At 42.5% G+C, this 15,418-nt stretch carries 13 protein-coding genes and 1 other RNA gene; 11 read left to right on the forward strand and 3 right to left on the reverse strand.

From position 1 onward, the window contains the following. Positions 1 to 2: 2 nt before the first annotated feature. Together NLG07_RS06715 and pspF are read right to left on the reverse strand one after the other, a co-directional pair. Entirely contained in the window at positions 3 to 1,628 is a 1,626-nt protein-coding gene (locus NLG07_RS06715; RefSeq protein ID WP_368501236.1) for an ABC transporter substrate-binding protein, read from the reverse strand. Positions 1,629 to 1,631: 3 nt separating this feature from the next. Continuing rightward, positions 1,632 to 2,717 carry a phage shock protein operon transcriptional activator gene (gene pspF / locus NLG07_RS06720; RefSeq protein WP_254854714.1) on the reverse strand — a complete coding sequence of 362 codons (1,086 nt, stop codon included), beginning with the start codon at positions 2,715 to 2,717 and terminating at the stop codon, positions 1,632 to 1,634. Positions 2,718 to 2,928: 211 nt separating this feature from the next. Here pspF and pspA point away from each other — a divergent pair, with 211 nt between their 5' ends. The 5 genes from pspA (at position 2,929) to maiA (ending at position 6,715) form a co-directional block, all read left to right on the forward strand. Further along, entirely contained in the window at positions 2,929 to 3,588 is a 660-nt protein-coding gene (pspA, locus tag NLG07_RS06725; RefSeq protein ID WP_254854715.1) for a phage shock protein PspA, read from the forward strand. A gap of 40 nt (positions 3,589 to 3,628) precedes the next feature. Next, positions 3,629 to 3,868, forward strand: coding sequence for an envelope stress response membrane protein PspB (gene pspB, locus NLG07_RS06730; RefSeq protein WP_254854716.1), 240 nt, complete (start codon positions 3,629 to 3,631; stop codon positions 3,866 to 3,868). Next, a complete protein-coding gene (gene pspC, locus NLG07_RS06735) occupies positions 3,865 to 4,296 on the forward strand; it encodes an envelope stress response membrane protein PspC (protein ID WP_254854717.1) in 432 nt (143 codons plus the stop codon). Before pspB ends, pspC begins: the two co-directional genes overlap by 4 nt. 139 nt (positions 4,297 to 4,435) lie before the next feature. Continuing rightward, positions 4,436 to 5,992, forward strand: coding sequence for a transcriptional regulator TyrR (gene tyrR / locus NLG07_RS06740; RefSeq protein ID WP_254854718.1), 1,557 nt, complete (start codon positions 4,436 to 4,438; stop codon positions 5,990 to 5,992). Between the two features lie 66 nt (positions 5,993 to 6,058). Continuing rightward, positions 6,059 to 6,715, forward strand: a complete 657-nt coding sequence (gene maiA, locus NLG07_RS06745) for a maleylacetoacetate isomerase (protein ID WP_254856829.1) — start codon at positions 6,059 to 6,061, stop codon at positions 6,713 to 6,715. A gap of 8 nt (positions 6,716 to 6,723) precedes the next feature. Here maiA and NLG07_RS06750 read toward each other — a convergent pair whose 3' ends face one another. Continuing rightward, positions 6,724 to 7,185: an Lrp/AsnC family transcriptional regulator gene (locus NLG07_RS06750; protein ID WP_254854719.1), complete on the reverse strand. Its 462-nt coding sequence runs from the start codon at positions 7,183 to 7,185 to the stop codon at positions 6,724 to 6,726. A 174-nt stretch (positions 7,186 to 7,359) separates the two neighbouring features. On the opposite strand from NLG07_RS06750, the gene NLG07_RS06755 reads away from it, so the two are divergent. From NLG07_RS06755 to NLG07_RS06780, 6 genes are all read left to right on the forward strand, one after another. After that, complete coding sequence (locus NLG07_RS06755) at positions 7,360 to 8,412, forward strand: Glu/Leu/Phe/Val dehydrogenase (RefSeq protein ID WP_254854720.1); 1,053 nt, start codon at positions 7,360 to 7,362, stop codon at positions 8,410 to 8,412. A 63-nt stretch (positions 8,413 to 8,475) separates the two neighbouring features. Beyond that, an RNA gene (gene ffs / locus NLG07_RS06760) (signal recognition particle sRNA small type) lies at positions 8,476 to 8,572 on the forward strand. Positions 8,573 to 8,855: 283 nt separating this feature from the next. After that, complete coding sequence (locus NLG07_RS06765) at positions 8,856 to 11,462, forward strand: TonB-dependent siderophore receptor (RefSeq protein ID WP_254854721.1); 2,607 nt, start codon at positions 8,856 to 8,858, stop codon at positions 11,460 to 11,462. A gap of 62 nt (positions 11,463 to 11,524) precedes the next feature. After that, the gene (locus NLG07_RS06770; RefSeq protein ID WP_254854722.1) at positions 11,525 to 12,418 is read left to right on the forward strand and encodes a class I SAM-dependent methyltransferase; all 894 of its coding nucleotides are present in this window, start codon (positions 11,525 to 11,527) and stop codon (positions 12,416 to 12,418) included. A gap of 21 nt (positions 12,419 to 12,439) precedes the next feature. After that, positions 12,440 to 14,392: a S9 family peptidase gene (locus NLG07_RS06775; RefSeq protein WP_254854723.1), complete on the forward strand. Its 1,953-nt coding sequence runs from the start codon at positions 12,440 to 12,442 to the stop codon at positions 14,390 to 14,392. A gap of 251 nt (positions 14,393 to 14,643) precedes the next feature. Then, positions 14,644 to 15,414, forward strand: coding sequence for a DUF3450 domain-containing protein (locus tag NLG07_RS06780; protein WP_254854724.1), 771 nt, complete (start codon positions 14,644 to 14,646; stop codon positions 15,412 to 15,414). Positions 15,415 to 15,418: the final 4 nt, after the last annotated feature.

Here is a 15,418-nt window from a genome sequence, read left to right on the forward strand (position 1 = left end):
ATTTATTGTGCTCCCTCAGATGCTGCCTTGTACATCTCACCGAAGCGCATTCCACCGTAGGGGTTGATAACAACTCCACGTAAATGGTTGCGAAAGACTTTGTAGCGGTTTGCATGGGCAATTGGGATCAGAGGTATTTGTTCTGCGATTAATAGGTTGGCCTGAAAGTATAGCGCTTTTCGTTGCTCTATATTGGTTGTTAATAGTGCTTGTTGGATAATGGCATCGTACTGTGCGTCACAAAACATGGCGCGATTAGTACCAGATTGAATGCCACCGCAGCTAAGAAGTGGTCGATAAAAGTTATCCGGATCGCCATTATCTGCTGACCAACCAATGAGAACCGAGTCGTGTTCGCCACGATCTAATCCAGCGCGAAAACTATCCCATTCGCTGGTGACAATTTCGACTGTAATGCCTACTTCGGCAAGATAGCCACGAATGAGTTCAGCCATTCTCAATGCGTCAGGGTTATAAGAACGAACCACTGGAAGTGCCCAAAGCGTCATTGAAAAACCATTGCGATAACCCGCTTGAGCAAGCAGTTCACGAGCGCGAACAGGATTGTATTCCGTTTCAGGCGTATCCACACTAAATGCCCAAGAAGTCGGAGGTATCAGTGATCGTGAGCGAGTCGCAGAATCAAAATACACAGCATCTATGATTGTCGTTTTATCAATCGCAGATGCCAATGCCTCGCGCACTAGTACGTTGTCAAAAGGCGCTTTGCTGGTATTAAACGCCCAAAAACCCACATTTAGGCCAGTGGCTTGCTCTAATACAATATCATCACGCCCTTCTACATAAGTAATTTCGGCTTGGCTAGGGTAGGCAATTGAGTCGCATTCCCCTGTCATTAACTTAGCTAAGCGCAAGGAACTTTGTGGAGTAATATCAAAGATTAACGGGCCATCATGAGCTTGAACACTCCAATACTGAAGGTGGGGGGTGTAGCGAATGTATTGATTTTTGCGGTAGTAAGCCAACTTATATGGACCAGTACCAATCGGGTAGTGGTCAATGAGTTCAGGTTCACCGAGTTGTAACAATGTATCAGCGTATTCAGCAGATAATATAACCGAGAAGTCGGTGGCAAGGTGCGTGATAAACGATGCATCAGGTTGTTTTAAACGTATGGTGAAGCGCAGGTGATTGACTTCCTCAATCTGAATAATGTTTTCACGTAGGTTAAGACTATCAAAATAAGGATAACGACCACCGTTGACTGAATGATAAGGATGGTTCGGGTCGCTCCAGCGCTTAAAACTAAATATTACATCATCGACATTGAGAGTTCGAGTGGGGACAAAATAATCGGTAGTATGAAAGGTGATATTAGGTCTTAATTGAAAAGAATACGTCAATCCATCTCGGCTCACCCGCCATGAGCTAGCTAATCCTGGTATAGGCTTGCCAGTAGCAGGGTCAATTTCTAACAAGCGATCATAGAGTTGATGGGCACTGGCATCCACTGTTGTACTAGACGTATCAAGTTGTGGATTGAACGAAGAAGGGCTACTTTCGGAACAATAAATGATCCCCGATTGTATCGACGTCGCAGTCTTTGGTTCAGTACAGCCAAACATGGCTGTTACACTTAAGATGAATGCGAAGCGCAGATTGCGCATAGGTTATTTTCCTTCCTCTAAGAGGTTATATTTTTTTAAATACCCTCTGAGTTGGTGATACGTTAATTGTAATTTTTCAGCAGTTCGACGCTGGTTGAATTGACTATCGGCTAGCGCTTTGCGCAATACATCAATTTCAAACTCTTGACTTGCTTGCTTAAAATCCATCGGGAACTGCAACGTCTTATTTGCATTGTCCTGCGCTTGAGGCGGTGTTGTCAATACATCCTGTGGCTTAGTCGCTGCCGTTGGAGTAGCAGTATTTTTGTTTTCTGGTGTAGGGGCTTTGATGCGTTGCTGCGGACGAAAGGCCGATTCAAACGGATCTAACACAATTTCATGGACTGGGACATGCGGGTTATTGTTGCGATAGACGGCTCGTTCAACGACATTTTTGAGTTCTCGAATGTTACCTGGCCAATCATATTCAAGCAGGGTTTGTTTGGCTTTTTGACTAAAACCTGAAAATAGTTCTAGTTCCATCTCCCGGGTCATGTTGATGGCAAAATGTTCAGCTAACAGCAAAATATCCTCGCTGCGTTCACGCAACGGTGGGATCGTAATGACATCAAAGGCTAAGCGATCTAACAAATCAGCTCTAAATTCACCTTGTTCAGCTAATCTAGGCAAGTCTTCGTTCGTTGCAGCAATGAGGCGAACATCGACCTTCACCGTTTTGTTGCCGCCCACACGTTCAAATTCACCGTATTCGACCACGCGCAATAGCTTCTCTTGGATCATCGCTGAGGTGTTCGCAATTTCATCGAGGAATAACGTACCGTCATGGGCAATTTCAAAACGACCTTCACGCCGCTTACTCGCACCGGTAAAAGCCCCAGCTTCATAACCAAACAACTCACTTTCTAGCAGGTTTTCATTGAGTGCAGCGCAATTGAGTTTTTGATAATGTTGATCCCAACGGGTGGATAAGTAGTGCAAACGCGCGGCGATCAGCTCTTTACCTGTCCCGCGCTCACCGATGACCAAAACGGGTTTGTTTAATGGTGCGATTTGTGAAATTTGCTCTAGCACTTCCAAAAATACATTCGCTTGGCCAATTAAATTGTCATTTTGACGAAGGTGGCGCATAACATTCTCTGCAGTTTGGTCAATTTCACTAAATATTAGTGTTTTTTTTAAAAAGAAGCTAGCCCTGCAAATGTATTAATTTGTAAAATACTATAATTTTCAATGGTTTAGTTGATTTATTCGGGTTGGCACAATATTTGGTTGTATAACTATGCACAATGAATAACGCGCTGGGTAATGGACCAAGCGCAATGATATTGAGGAGTCATTCATGAGCATTTTTTCACGTTTTACCGATATTGTTAATTCAAATCTCAACGCACTGCTAGATAAGGCTGAAGATCCTGAAAAAATGGTGCGTTTAATTATTCAGGAAATGGAAGACACGTTAGTAGAAGTCCGCAGTGCATCAGCGAAAACCATTGCGAACAAAAAAGACATTGCGATGCAAATGGATAAGCTTCAAGCCCAAGCGAGTGATTGGGAAGCAAAGGCCGAACTAGCCATTGCCAAAGAGCGTGATGATTTGGCGAAGGCCGCCTTGCAAGAAAAAAGTAAATGCGTGGAAGCAGTCACCATGCTTGAGCGTGAATTACAATTAGTCGAGGAGCAGCTGGACAAATTACAAATCGAAACCGGCCAGTTACAAGAAAAACTCGCAGACGCCAAAGCGCGCCAAAAGGCTATCATTATGCGTCAAAATACCGCAAGCTCTCGTCTTGATGTACGCAAAACACTGGATAGCAGTAAGATTGATGATGCGATGTATCGGTTTGAACGCTACGAGAGCAAAATCAACGATTTAGAAGCACAAGTTGAAGCCTATGATTTAGGTAAAAAAACACTTAATGATGAATTTGCCGAACTTGCTGCCGATGACAAAATCAATGATGAGTTAGAGGCATTAAAGAAAAAAATGCAGTCGAAGTAGCCTGTCTTAACAAACACCGAAATTTAAGAGGAGATCCCTGATGGAAGAGTTTTTTATCATAGCCGTTGGCGTACCAATGATTTTGTTTATGTTGTTTGTGGCGCCGACTTGGTTGATCCTGCATTACCGCAGCAAACGTCAACTCGGTAAAGGGTTATCTGAAAACGATGTCAAGGATCTGCAAATACTCGCCGATCGCGCTGAGCAAATGTCTGAGCGCATTAAAACGCTCGAATCGATTCTAGATAGTGAACATCCACAGTGGAGAGAAAAAGTATGATCAAGCGACAATTGTACCGGAATCCCAAAAACAAACGTATAGCGGGCGTGTGTTCAGGAATTGCAGACTACTTTGGTTTGGAAACGTGGTTAGTACGGATCCTCACCGTCACCGCATTCTTCTTAATGGCTGGGCCATTTATGTTTGTCGCTTATGTGGTTGCTTGGTTTATCATGGACGAACGCCCCGACCACATTAAGGTGGATTCCGAAAATGTGGTCGACATGGGGGGCAAACCAACGTGGACTAACACCACGTGTTCTAGAGTAGAAATCAAACAAAAAGTGTGGCAAGCCGGTCAACCGCCACAAAAAGCGTTAGCTGAGGTGCAGGGGATATTTGCCGACACGGAACGTCGCTTGAGAGACATCGAGACGTATGTGACCAGCCCCACATTTAAACTCGACCGTGAATTAGGGAAACTCTAATTTTAAAAAAAGCAAGGATATTCAAGCACTAGAATATCCTTGAGATGGTCTTTTCAGGCGTGATTGTCACTTTGGTAAAGTGAACTTTGTTCGGTTCATTCTCGTAAAGAATGTACGACATTTATTTTGGCAATAGGGCATGCGTCTAGAAATAAGCTGTGAAGATAGACAGGGGATTACACAAGATGTACTCCGCTTGTTGAATGAAAAACAAATTGATTTACGCGGTATCGAAATAGCACAAGAGGGCAAGATATTTTTGTCTTTTCCTACGATTGATTTTGCTGAATTTCAACAAGTTATGGCGAAACTCCGTAGAGTTGATGGTATCAAAGATGTAAAAACGACACTCTTTATGCCCATCGAGCGAGAGCGCAATGAGTTACGTGCTATTATCAGAACAATGCCGGATCCGGTTTTTTCCATTGATATCAAAGGTCGCATAGTATTGATTAATGATGCGGCTAAAAACAGCGTTGACCATGAAGTTGAACTATTACTCAAAGCAGACATTCACGACTGGGTAAAAGGGTTTAGTTTTAGCAAATGGCTCGAAAATAAAGACGCTCTTGCGCAAACGCATAAAGTCAAATACGTCGAACAAGATTATATAGCGGACATTTTACCTGTCACCATCCCCGATGAGGATGAACAACTGATTCTTGCTGGTGGAGTGATTATACTCAAATCCGAGCTCAGATTAGGCCAACAGTTTAAAGCATTTCACCGCCCACCAACGGACAGTTTCGACACCTTTTATGCACAATCTCAGAACATGCGCCGTTTGATCCGAGAGGCCAAATCGATGTCGGATCAAACTAGTCCTTTGTTGATTTTTGGTGAAACAGGGACTGGGAAGGAATTGATTGCAAAAGCTTGTCATGAATCTTCGCAACGCGCTGAAGGACCATTTTTGACGCTAAATTGTGCTGCGTTACCTGATGATGTTGCTGAAACTGAGTTATTTGGCTTTGCTCAAGGTGCTTATGGTGTGAATAAAGCCAAAGCAGGATTATTGGAAGAAGCCAAGGGCGGCACTTTGTTACTGGACGAGGTTGCAGATATGTCTGCACAGTTACAAGGTAAGCTATTGAGAGTTATTGAAGACGGCGTTTTTCACCGAGTCGGTGATGATGCACCGGTTAATGTGGATGTCAGAATCATCTGTACGACAGGTAAAGATCTTGGACTGTTGGTTGAGTCAGGTAAGTTCCGTCAAGACTTATACTACCGCTTGAATGTGTTGAGCTTAGTCATGCCGGCTTTGCGTGAGCGCAAACAAGATATCATCCCGTTAGCAGAAGCCTTTATCAAACAACATTGCGTTAAACTCGGTCGCCCTGTCGCGAAGTTGAGTAAATCCAGCGTAGATTATTTAACTTCTTACCCTTGGCCAGGTAACGTCAGACAGTTGCAAAATGCGATTCAACGCGCATTGACTATTTTGGATGGTAATGAGATTTCAAAACAACATATTCATTTGCCATCTTGTGCCACGACAGTCAGTTATATCGATGAAAGTTTTGATGGCACTCTTGATGAAGAAATCAAAAAATTTGAACGAGATTTGTTGCGTAAGCTCTATCCATCATATCCCTCTACGCGGCAGCTCGCTCGTAAATTAGGGCTGTCCCATACTGCGATTGCGAACAAGTTACGAGAATACGGGATCAATAAAGCCACGATTAAACTATAACTTTAGCCTCGCTAAGGAGCTAATCTCATGCCATACTCAGATAAAGAAAGAAACGGAGATTTGGTCATGAATTTACAATTACATGGGTATTGGCGTTCCTCTGCCAGTTATAGAGTTCGTATTGCGCTTAACCTGAAAGAACTGGAATACGAATACGTTCCGGTAAGCCTTATCAATGATGGCGGTGAGCAATATTCAGATGACTATTTGAACCTCAATCCATCGCAAATGGTACCAACTCTGGTGGATTTAGACGCGGATATTCAGCTCAACCAGTCCCTTGCAATCATCGAATATTTGGACGAACGCTTCGATACTGGACTGAAACTGATCCCAACTCATCGCATTGAGCGAGCCAGAGCCAGAGCGTTAGCACAAGACCTAGCTTGTGATGTGCAACCACTGTGTAATTTGCGCGTGCTCAATCAGCTCAAAGACGAGTATGACGCACAACAAGACAAAGTCGTTGCATGGAATCAACATTGGATCCGTTTGGGACTCTCTGTCATGGAGCGAAAACTCAAAAGACGAGCGGGTAAGTTTTGTTTGGGCTTCGATGTCAGTATTGTAGATGTCGTTTTGGTGCCACAAATATACAGCGCATTGCGATTTGACGTTGACGTAGCCAAAGAGTTTCCCTTACTGTATAAGATTTACGAGCACTGCAATGAGCTTGAGCCGTTCATTAAGGCATTGCCAGAACACCAAGTAGATGCGCGTTAACCGCACAGCTACTTTAGGGGGAGTTCTGTAGTATTTTTGACTTGCTTCAGGGCGAACGTTGAACTGAGATGATCGACTAGTGGAAGATGAGTGAGTTTGCTTTTAAGTAAATGCTCATATTCTTCAATACTCTCCACAATGACTTTTAACAAATAGTCTTTTTCACCGCTTGTCGTATGACACTCTACAATCTCATCAATACTCTGTACTGCTGATTCAAATGAGGTGAGTGAATCTCCATCGTGATTCTTCAACGTAACATAAATAAACACAGAAACGCCTAAATTCAGTTTCTTGCTATTGAGTAACGTCACTTTTGCGAGGATTAGCCCTTCGGCTTCCATCTTTTTTACACGACGCCAACAAGGTGTATGAGATAGGCCTACTTTTTGACTTAAGTCAGCCATGGAGATGGTGGCGTCTTTTTGCAGAACGCGGAGAATTTCTCGGTCAAATTTGTCCAGTTTCATATAGGGTCCTGGTTGAGATATTGTTATTGTGATTTTTATAGGATATATATCCTAAAAGATAGTTTGTGACAACTGAATTATTTACTTGTAGGAAAAAAATATCATGTAACTGGCAATATAATTTATTCAACTATTCGGTTAGTATGAAGCAATGACAATCAGTTTTAAGTTCTTATGTATTCGAGTATCGCTTTTGCCAATCATGAACAAGTGAGTATTTTTTATGATGAGGCAACACAGACCAAAGCCATTATTGCTATTCATGACACGACATTAGGGCCAGCCCTCGGCGGTTGTCGGATGTTTCCTTATGCGTCTGAACAAGACGCATTAGATGATGTATTGCGTCTTGCAGAAGGCATGAGCTACAAAGCAGCGCTTGCAAATCTACCACAAGGTGGTGGAAAATCCGTCATCATTGGCGATCCACGCCAAGATAAATCGATCGAAATGATGCTTGCGATGGGACGGTTTGTTGATTCTTGTGGTGGACGTTATATCGTGGCTGAGGATTCTGGCATTAGTGTCAGTGACGTCAGAACCATGGCGACAGTGACTGAATACGCTGGTGGGTATTCAGCGCATCATCGATATGATGGGGCTGAGCATGACGGCAATCCAGCACCAGCAACCGCGTACGGCGTATTTGTCGGTATTCAGGCGGCTGTTCGCTACAAACTCAATTCAGATTTGACTGGTTTAACAATCGCGATCCAAGGTGCAGGACAAGTTGGGCGCAGACTTGCGCAACATTGTCTCGATGCAGGCGCGCGAGTATTAATCGCTGATGTCTATGCACCCAGTCTTGAAGCTCTAGCTGAACACCCCGAAGTTACTCTGTGTGATGTGCATAGCATTCATGCACAAAAATGCGATGTATTTGCCCCATGTGCCTTAGGTGGTGCAATTAATGCCAACACGATAGATGATATCGGGGCAAAGATTATTGCCGGCGCGGCGAATAACCAGCTTGCAGCTTCAGAACTTGGTGATGTGTTGCAACGAAAGGGTATTTTGTATGCGCCAGATTTTGTCATCAATGCTGGTGGCATCATTGATATCCACCACCAGGCTTTACATAGTCCGGCTGGTAACATTAAGGCGCATCTAGAGCAGATTGGTAACACATTGAACGACATCTTTGCAGAGTCAGACACTACAGGACTGGCGACATCCGGTGTTGCATTGAACATGGCAAAGCGCAAAATTGCAGCAGGTAAGCGATAGAAACTAAAACAGTTTTTGCAAATGATTCGAATTATCTGCATAATACTGGCTTCTGCGATGGCTCCTTGGTCCTCTCGCAATACTATTTTGTGAATCTGGTCAGGCCCGGAAGGGAGCAGCCACAGCAAAAGACGTATGTGCGCGGATGTGGCTGAGGGGCTGTCACCAAATCTTTACATACTTTCTTACTTATCCGACCAGTCGAACTTAATCATTTAACCTTAAGGTTTGTTCTGCCAACTTATTTTTGACATGACGTTCAAAAAAATGTCACAAAATACTTTGAACTTTTTGAAAAAGACGTAAACAGACTGTTGACCCTAGCCTATAATCTTGGTTAATATCCATGTTAGGGGTAAAAATGCCTCTGAGAATATATTCTCTATAAATCATAATAATAGTTCGTTATTAATCACATTGATAATGTTCTAGGGAGACAATACATGTTTACAAACTCAAAAGTAGCTAAGTCTATTCGTCTAGCTATTGCGTTTGGTGCAGCTTCGACTATGGCATTTTCTAATGCCGCACTAGCGCAAGAAGAAAATGAAGAAGCAGCCGAGCCTGTTGAAAAAATTCAGGTGACTGGTTCGCGTATCAAACGTGCTGATTTAGAAGGTGCGTTACCCGTTACTGTTATTGACCGTGAAGCGATTGACTTCTCAGGTCAAACGTCTGTCGCAGACTTATTACGTAACACGTCTTTCAACTCAACTGGTTCATTCCGTCCACAGTCTGGTTCATCTGCACAAGGTGTTTCTCAGATTAACTTACGTGGTCTTGGTGCGAGTCGCTCTCTAGTATTGGTTGATGGTCGTCGTTTAGCACGTTCACCATCTACTGGTTCTTCACAAGATTTGAATGGTATTCCTGCAGCAGCAGTTGAGCGTATTGAAATCCTAACTGACGGTGCATCAGCGGTATATGGTTCTGACGCAATCGGTGGTGTTGTAAACATCATCACTCGTAAAGACTTCAACGGTGTGGAGTTACGTTTAGGTGCTGCAGAAATTGAACATGAAGGCGGTGACCGTGAAGAAGGTTCTTTGATCTTCGGTGCATCTTCAGACAAAGGTTCGATGCTTGGTGGTATCTCATGGAACAGTCGTGATATCGTATTTGCGCGTGACTTCCCATGGTACAGCCCAGGCGGTTCATTCTACTCACAGAACTTCCGAGATTATAATCGTTCGGACGCTTCATGGACCAGCTTAGGTCCGAACGCATGTGACCAGGGTGAGTTCTACACAATTCCTTACGGTCCAGCAATTCCAAACTCAGACGGCGACTCAGTACGTTGCGGATTTAACTTCGCATCAGTATCAGCAGACGAAGCTTCTACAGGAAACGTTGGTTTCTTCATGAATAGCCGTTATGAAATCAATGACGATTGGTCTGTTTATGCAAATATGAATATGACTAAATCTAAGTCTTTTGGTCGTTATGCTCCATCATTGGCAATGGCATATGTTGGTCCAACTTCACCCAACAACCCAACTAATCCAGATTCGCCTTACTACGATCCTGCATTCAACCACTCGCTTTACAATCCTGCAGCAGACCCCACTGTTGGTTCTGATGGTGTGTACGTATTACACAGATTTGCTGGACTCGGTAATCGTGACAATGACGTCGACAACTATTTACAAGATATTTTGTTCGGTTTTGAAGGGGATATCGATGGTGTTTTAGTTGATTTTGGTGTTCGTAGAAATAAATCACGTACGTATGACATCGGTCGAAACTATGTTGTTATTCCTATTGCTGAACAATATATGGATCAAGGTGATTACCTGATGGGTGATGTTGATCGAAACCCAGCTGATGTATTGAATTCAATGAAAGCTACCATCTCTCGTATTGGTGATTATAATCAAGACGAAGTATACGGTACTGTTCAATTTGATTTGTTTGATATGGATGGCGGCACTGCTGTGGCTATTGTTGGTGGTGAGTGGCGTGACATTCTTTTCAACGACCAATACGATTCACTTTCAGAAGGTGGCGTAATTGGTGGTTCTGCTGGTAACTCTGCAGGTGGTGCGCGTCAAGCATCAGCCGTATTTGTTGAAGCAGTATTTCCTGTACAAGATGACTTAGAGGTAACTGCAGCTTTACGTCGTGACCGCTACTCTGACTATGGTTCTGATACATCACCAAAAGTTTCTGTACGATATAACCCAACTGATGAGCTAGTACTTCGTGCATCTTATGGTGAAGGTTTCCGTGCTCCGACGTTGGATATTTTGACTCAGAAAGAATCATTTTCTGCTGACTCTGTCCGAGACGAACAACACTGTCTTGCAGTCGGGCTAGCGGCTGATTGTTCTGATCAGATCAATGCATTCGTTATTGCAAACCCATTCTTGGAATCTGAGACTTCTAAGCAATATGCGTTTGGTGTTGCCTATGAACCAGCTGAATGGTTGGATTTCTCTTTAGATTATTTCAATATTAAGATTGACAATCGTATCAAGTCATTCTCATCTGGTGAATTGATTAATCTACAAAACGCAGGCCGTGCATTACCATCAGGTATGTCCGTAGAGCGAAATCAATTTGGTGAAATTGAGAGAGTTGTTCGTGGTTTTGGTAACCAAGGTACTCTTGAAACTTCAGGTCTTGATTTGAACTTGAACACTCGATTTGATTTAAATGAGTTTGGTGCGTTACGTCAAAACCTAACGTTCTCTTACACAAGCAAATACGATGTTGATGGTGTGGATCAAATGCAATTTGATGCATTCCCAGAATATCGTGGTGTACTTGCCAATGTATACTCAATTGGTGACTTCGATGTTGCTTGGAACGTAAACGTTATCGGTGATACTACTAATCCATCAGGTGACCCAGTTCCACATTGGATTACTAACGACGTTCAAGTTACCTACAATGCTAATTGGAATGGTAAGGTAACTGTTGGTGTTCGTAACCTATCTGGCAAAGAACCAATCTTAGGTACGGATCCAAATGGTTCACGTGATTATAACTTCAACTTATACGACGGTTATGGCCGCACTGTATACGCACGTTATACTCAATCATTCTAAGCATTTAGCTTAAAATTAGAAAGCGGGCCCTGTGTCCGCTTTTTTGTTTATGGAGATACTCTATGCGGTCTAAGCAATCTGAACAACAGGCATGGAATGCATACTGGCAACAACATAAAACCAGTAACAGCTTTGGTTGTGACTACACCGAAAATGAAGGGCCTTATGGCGTTGTGAATCGTCATTGGCTAGAGTGTTTTGATACTTTTGACAGCTCAGAAACCGTGTGCGACCTCGGTGCTGGAAATGGTGCACTGGCAAAATTGTTTATCGATTCAAGAAAACAACTAAATTGCAAAAAATGGTTTTCTACCGATCTTGCATTAACTCGTCTTGATTTTACCCATCAAAAAGTTGAAGCTAGACGAATGAATGCTGAACAAATGGAATTAATTGATCAGAGTATCGACGTATTCGTGAGTATGTTTGGGATTGAATATGCTGATTTGGATAAAGTTTTTGCTGAAATTAATCGATGTTTGTCACCAACCGGACGTTACCAGTTTTTATTACATCATCAAGATAGCGTTATAACACAGCAGTCTAGAGTCACTGTAAATGTGGGTCAAAGAATTCTCGATAATGCATTTTGGCAAACGTTATCGAACTTAAACATACATTCTTTTACTGAACTCAAACATCTATTACTTCAACAACTTAATATTCAAATGCAACAAGCAAGTGTTGACGAGCAGGACGATGTAAAGATTATCGGTCACAGCATTTTCAGTTTAGTACAGTCTTCACAATCTACTCATCAAGTTATAATCGGACTGACAGAGCTTGTTGAGCAAATAAAACAGCAAAACAGTCGTCTAATTGCTCAGATCATTGCAGCTGACCAAACTGAACAATTAACTCAGTTACTTGAAAAATCATCACTTTCTTGCTACAAATTAACCATACTGACATACAATAAAGCAATATTAGGTTGGTCAGTGATTGGAAAAAAATAACACAGAATTTAAGGAACCATTATGCGCAAACTATTGCTCGTGTTCGTCACAGTTATGTTGACGAGCACATTTGTATTTGCAAAATCACCGGCAGATATCCCACTTGAAGCTTTCTTTAAAGATGCCCAATTTACCAATATGGAAATTTCACCTGATGGGAAACACCTAGCAGTAATTTACGACACTGGTAATTCAAATACCTTAGCCATAATGGATACTGGACTCACTGAAATCAAAGCTAAGATCAACTTTGGCGAATTCATGCGAATCGACGGTAACATTATGTGGCCTCGCAACGATCGCTTCATTTTGTCCTATTCAAAGTTTGTCGGATACCTCGATACAAAGGGTTCGAACCCAATTTACGTTGCCTATGATTTGGATGGCAAAAATGGCCGTCAATTAACGGTGCCACAACGTACTTGGTATCGTATTATAAGTATGTTGCCCTCTGATCCAACTAAAATTTTGGTGACGAAGTCTCACTGGGCTGATCAGGGACAGACAAAGTTATGGACAATCGACGTTGATCGCGGTAAAGAAAGTTATATTGGTGGCGAGCCGCGAGGGGCACAATCCATTATTGCCGATTCGAATGGTATACCACGTTTTGCTACCGCTTATGAAGAAGAGGAAGACGATGCGATTGGTAAAGGTAAGATCACGTTTTTTGTTAAACAAACACCAACGAGCGAATGGCGAAAAGTGTCTTTACCAGATTTGTATCAACAAGGTACCCGCATTAGCTTATTAGGTTTTAACGCAGACAATACCATTGCTTATGTTTCTTCAGATATCAAAACCAAAGTACCGAGTATTTATGCTGTAGATCTTGCGACGCTCAAATCTACTCTAATACATGAAGAAACGGTCGCAGATATTGGTGGACGAGGTGAGTTATACAACGGCGCACTTGAGACAGTCGCGTTCTCACGTGATTATAACCGAATGGTTTTTTTATCAGAAGACAGTGAGATGAAAACCATTATGACTCAGCTCTATGCGACATTTGGCATTGATGATACGTCGTCAAATATGCGCATCACCTCGTTTACTGAGGACGGCAATCAGCTCGTTTTCAATATATCTTCAGATCGAGACCCAGGCGTGTTTTATTTATTCAATCGCGGTTTGGATGGGTCAAGCCCAAGCATTCGTGAACTGGCTGTTGCCAAGCGTGAAATCGATCCGAATCTGATGGCACCGATGACACCTATCAAGTTCACATCACGTGATGGCATCGAGCTACGTGGCTATAAGGTGATTCCAATTACGGGTGAGGCACCTTATCCAATGGTACAGATTATTCATGGCGGTCCACATGGCCCTCGTGATTATTGGGGTTGGAACCGCGAAGCTCAGTTTTTAGCTTCTCGTGGTTATGCGGTCGTTATGGTTAACTTCCGTGGCTCAGGTGGTTATGGTGATGCGTTCGAGCGTTCTGGCTATCAAGAATGGGGTGGCAAGATGATCAACGATATGACCGATGCCACCATGTGGATGGTCGAAAAAGGTTATGCCGATAAAGACCGCTTATGCGTCTACGGCGGCTCTTACGGTGGTTATGGCACGTTACAGTCACTTGTTCGTGAACCAGATTTGTATAAATGTGGCATTGGCTACGTGGGCGTTTATGACTTATTTGAAATGAAAAAAGCAGGTGATATTCCAAAGCGCGAATCGGGTCGCAAGTTTTTAGACCAGGTTTTAGGTACAGATGAAAAGCGTATGCGAGAGTTTTCACCAGCGCTAAATGTTGAAAAAATCAAAGCGGAGCTATTTATTGCACATGGTAGTGATGATGTTCGCGTGCCTATGGAACAGTACGAATCTCTTTCGGAAAATTTGAAGCGCATTGGTAAACCCTATATTTCAATGATTCGTGATGAAGGTCATGGGTATCAAAAAGATAAAAATAAGTATGATTTTTATTCGCAAATGGAGCGTTTTTTAGCTGAACACATTGGTGAATAACTTAATTGATTAAGAACCCCGCTATTCCTCAAGCTAGCAAGACATTTGTCAAGTAATTTATTTTGTTTGTAAATGAATTGTTAGCTTGAATTTCAACTCTCTATATGTGATTATACTTAAGTTATGGGTGTAACTTATGCCCGTTATTCATACAAACATATAAAAAAGTTTAACTAGCTACTTCATGCAACTTTTTCTGTTGCGTTTTAGTAAAATTAACATTAAACAATTGGTTGGGAATTATGTCCAAGATGAGCAAGAGAACTCTTATTGCATCTACCGTAATCGGCGTATTCGCTATGGGTAGCACTGCTGTCTCTGCAGATCCACTTGAAAACTTGCACAAAGAAAATGCAAAAACTCATGCGGCTGCAAAAAAATCTCAAGAAAAAATCAACTCGTTATTTGAACAAGCTCAGGATTTGCTTGTTGAGTATCGCGCAGTAGTTGACGAAACTGAAAACTTGAAAGTTTATAACGATTATGTTGCAAGCCTAGTTGCAGACCAGGAGCGCAACATTGCATCATTACAATCGCAAATTGATTCGATTGAAGAAACTAAGCAGAACATCGTTCCATTGATGTTCCGCATGATTGATGCGCTTGAAAACTTTGTTAACTTGGACATTCCGATCAATCTTGATGAGCGTCTTGCTCGCATCGATCGTTTACGTGAAGTAATGACCAATTCTAACGTGACCGTTTCAGAACAATTCCGTCAAGTACTAGAAGCGTATCAAATCGAGAACGAATACGGTGCCAAAATCGCATCTTATCAAGGTGATATTGAAGTGGCTGGCACGAATGTAAAAGTTGATTTCTTCAATCTTGGCCGAACGGCTCTGTTAGCACTTTCTCTTGATCAGAAAAACGCTTGGGTTTGGAATAATGAATCACGCGAGTGGGAAACTTTGGGTGATGAGTATTTATCATCTGTGGTAACGGCTGTACGTATGGCCAATAACCTCGTCCCGGCTGACCTCATTAAACTGCCAATTCGCGCAGCATCTAAAGCGGAGTAATGAT

The organism is Alteromonas sp. LMIT006 (assembly GCF_024300645.1).
GTDB lineage: Bacteria > Pseudomonadota > Gammaproteobacteria > Enterobacterales > Alteromonadaceae > Opacimonas > Opacimonas immobilis.

Bases quoted from the DNA above. Each gene is read 5' to 3' on its own strand.
- pspF (WP_254854714.1), bottom strand. From the start codon at position 2,717: ATGCGCCACCTTCGTCAAAATGACAATTTAATTGGCCAAGCGAATGTA.
- NLG07_RS06755 (WP_254854720.1), top strand. From the start codon at position 7,360: ATGTATTCGAGTATCGCTTTTGCCAATCATGAACAAGTGAGTATTTTT.
- maiA (WP_254856829.1), top strand. From the start codon at position 6,059: ATGAATTTACAATTACATGGGTATTGGCGTTCCTCTGCCAGTTATAGA.
- tyrR (WP_254854718.1), top strand. From the start codon at position 4,436: ATGCGTCTAGAAATAAGCTGTGAAGATAGACAGGGGATTACACAAGAT.
- NLG07_RS06780 (WP_254854724.1), top strand. From the start codon at position 14,644: ATGAGCAAGAGAACTCTTATTGCATCTACCGTAATCGGCGTATTCGCT.
- NLG07_RS06750 (WP_254854719.1), bottom strand. From the start codon at position 7,185: ATGAAACTGGACAAATTTGACCGAGAAATTCTCCGCGTTCTGCAAAAA.
- NLG07_RS06715 (WP_368501236.1), bottom strand. From the start codon at position 1,628: ATGCGCAATCTGCGCTTCGCATTCATCTTAAGTGTAACAGCCATGTTT.
- NLG07_RS06765 (WP_254854721.1), top strand. From the start codon at position 8,856: ATGTTTACAAACTCAAAAGTAGCTAAGTCTATTCGTCTAGCTATTGCG.
- pspA (WP_254854715.1), top strand. From the start codon at position 2,929: ATGAGCATTTTTTCACGTTTTACCGATATTGTTAATTCAAATCTCAAC.
- NLG07_RS06770 (WP_254854722.1), top strand. From the start codon at position 11,525: ATGCGGTCTAAGCAATCTGAACAACAGGCATGGAATGCATACTGGCAA.
- pspC (WP_254854717.1), top strand. From the start codon at position 3,865: ATGATCAAGCGACAATTGTACCGGAATCCCAAAAACAAACGTATAGCG.
- pspB (WP_254854716.1), top strand. From the start codon at position 3,629: ATGGAAGAGTTTTTTATCATAGCCGTTGGCGTACCAATGATTTTGTTT.
- NLG07_RS06775 (WP_254854723.1), top strand. From the start codon at position 12,440: ATGCGCAAACTATTGCTCGTGTTCGTCACAGTTATGTTGACGAGCACA.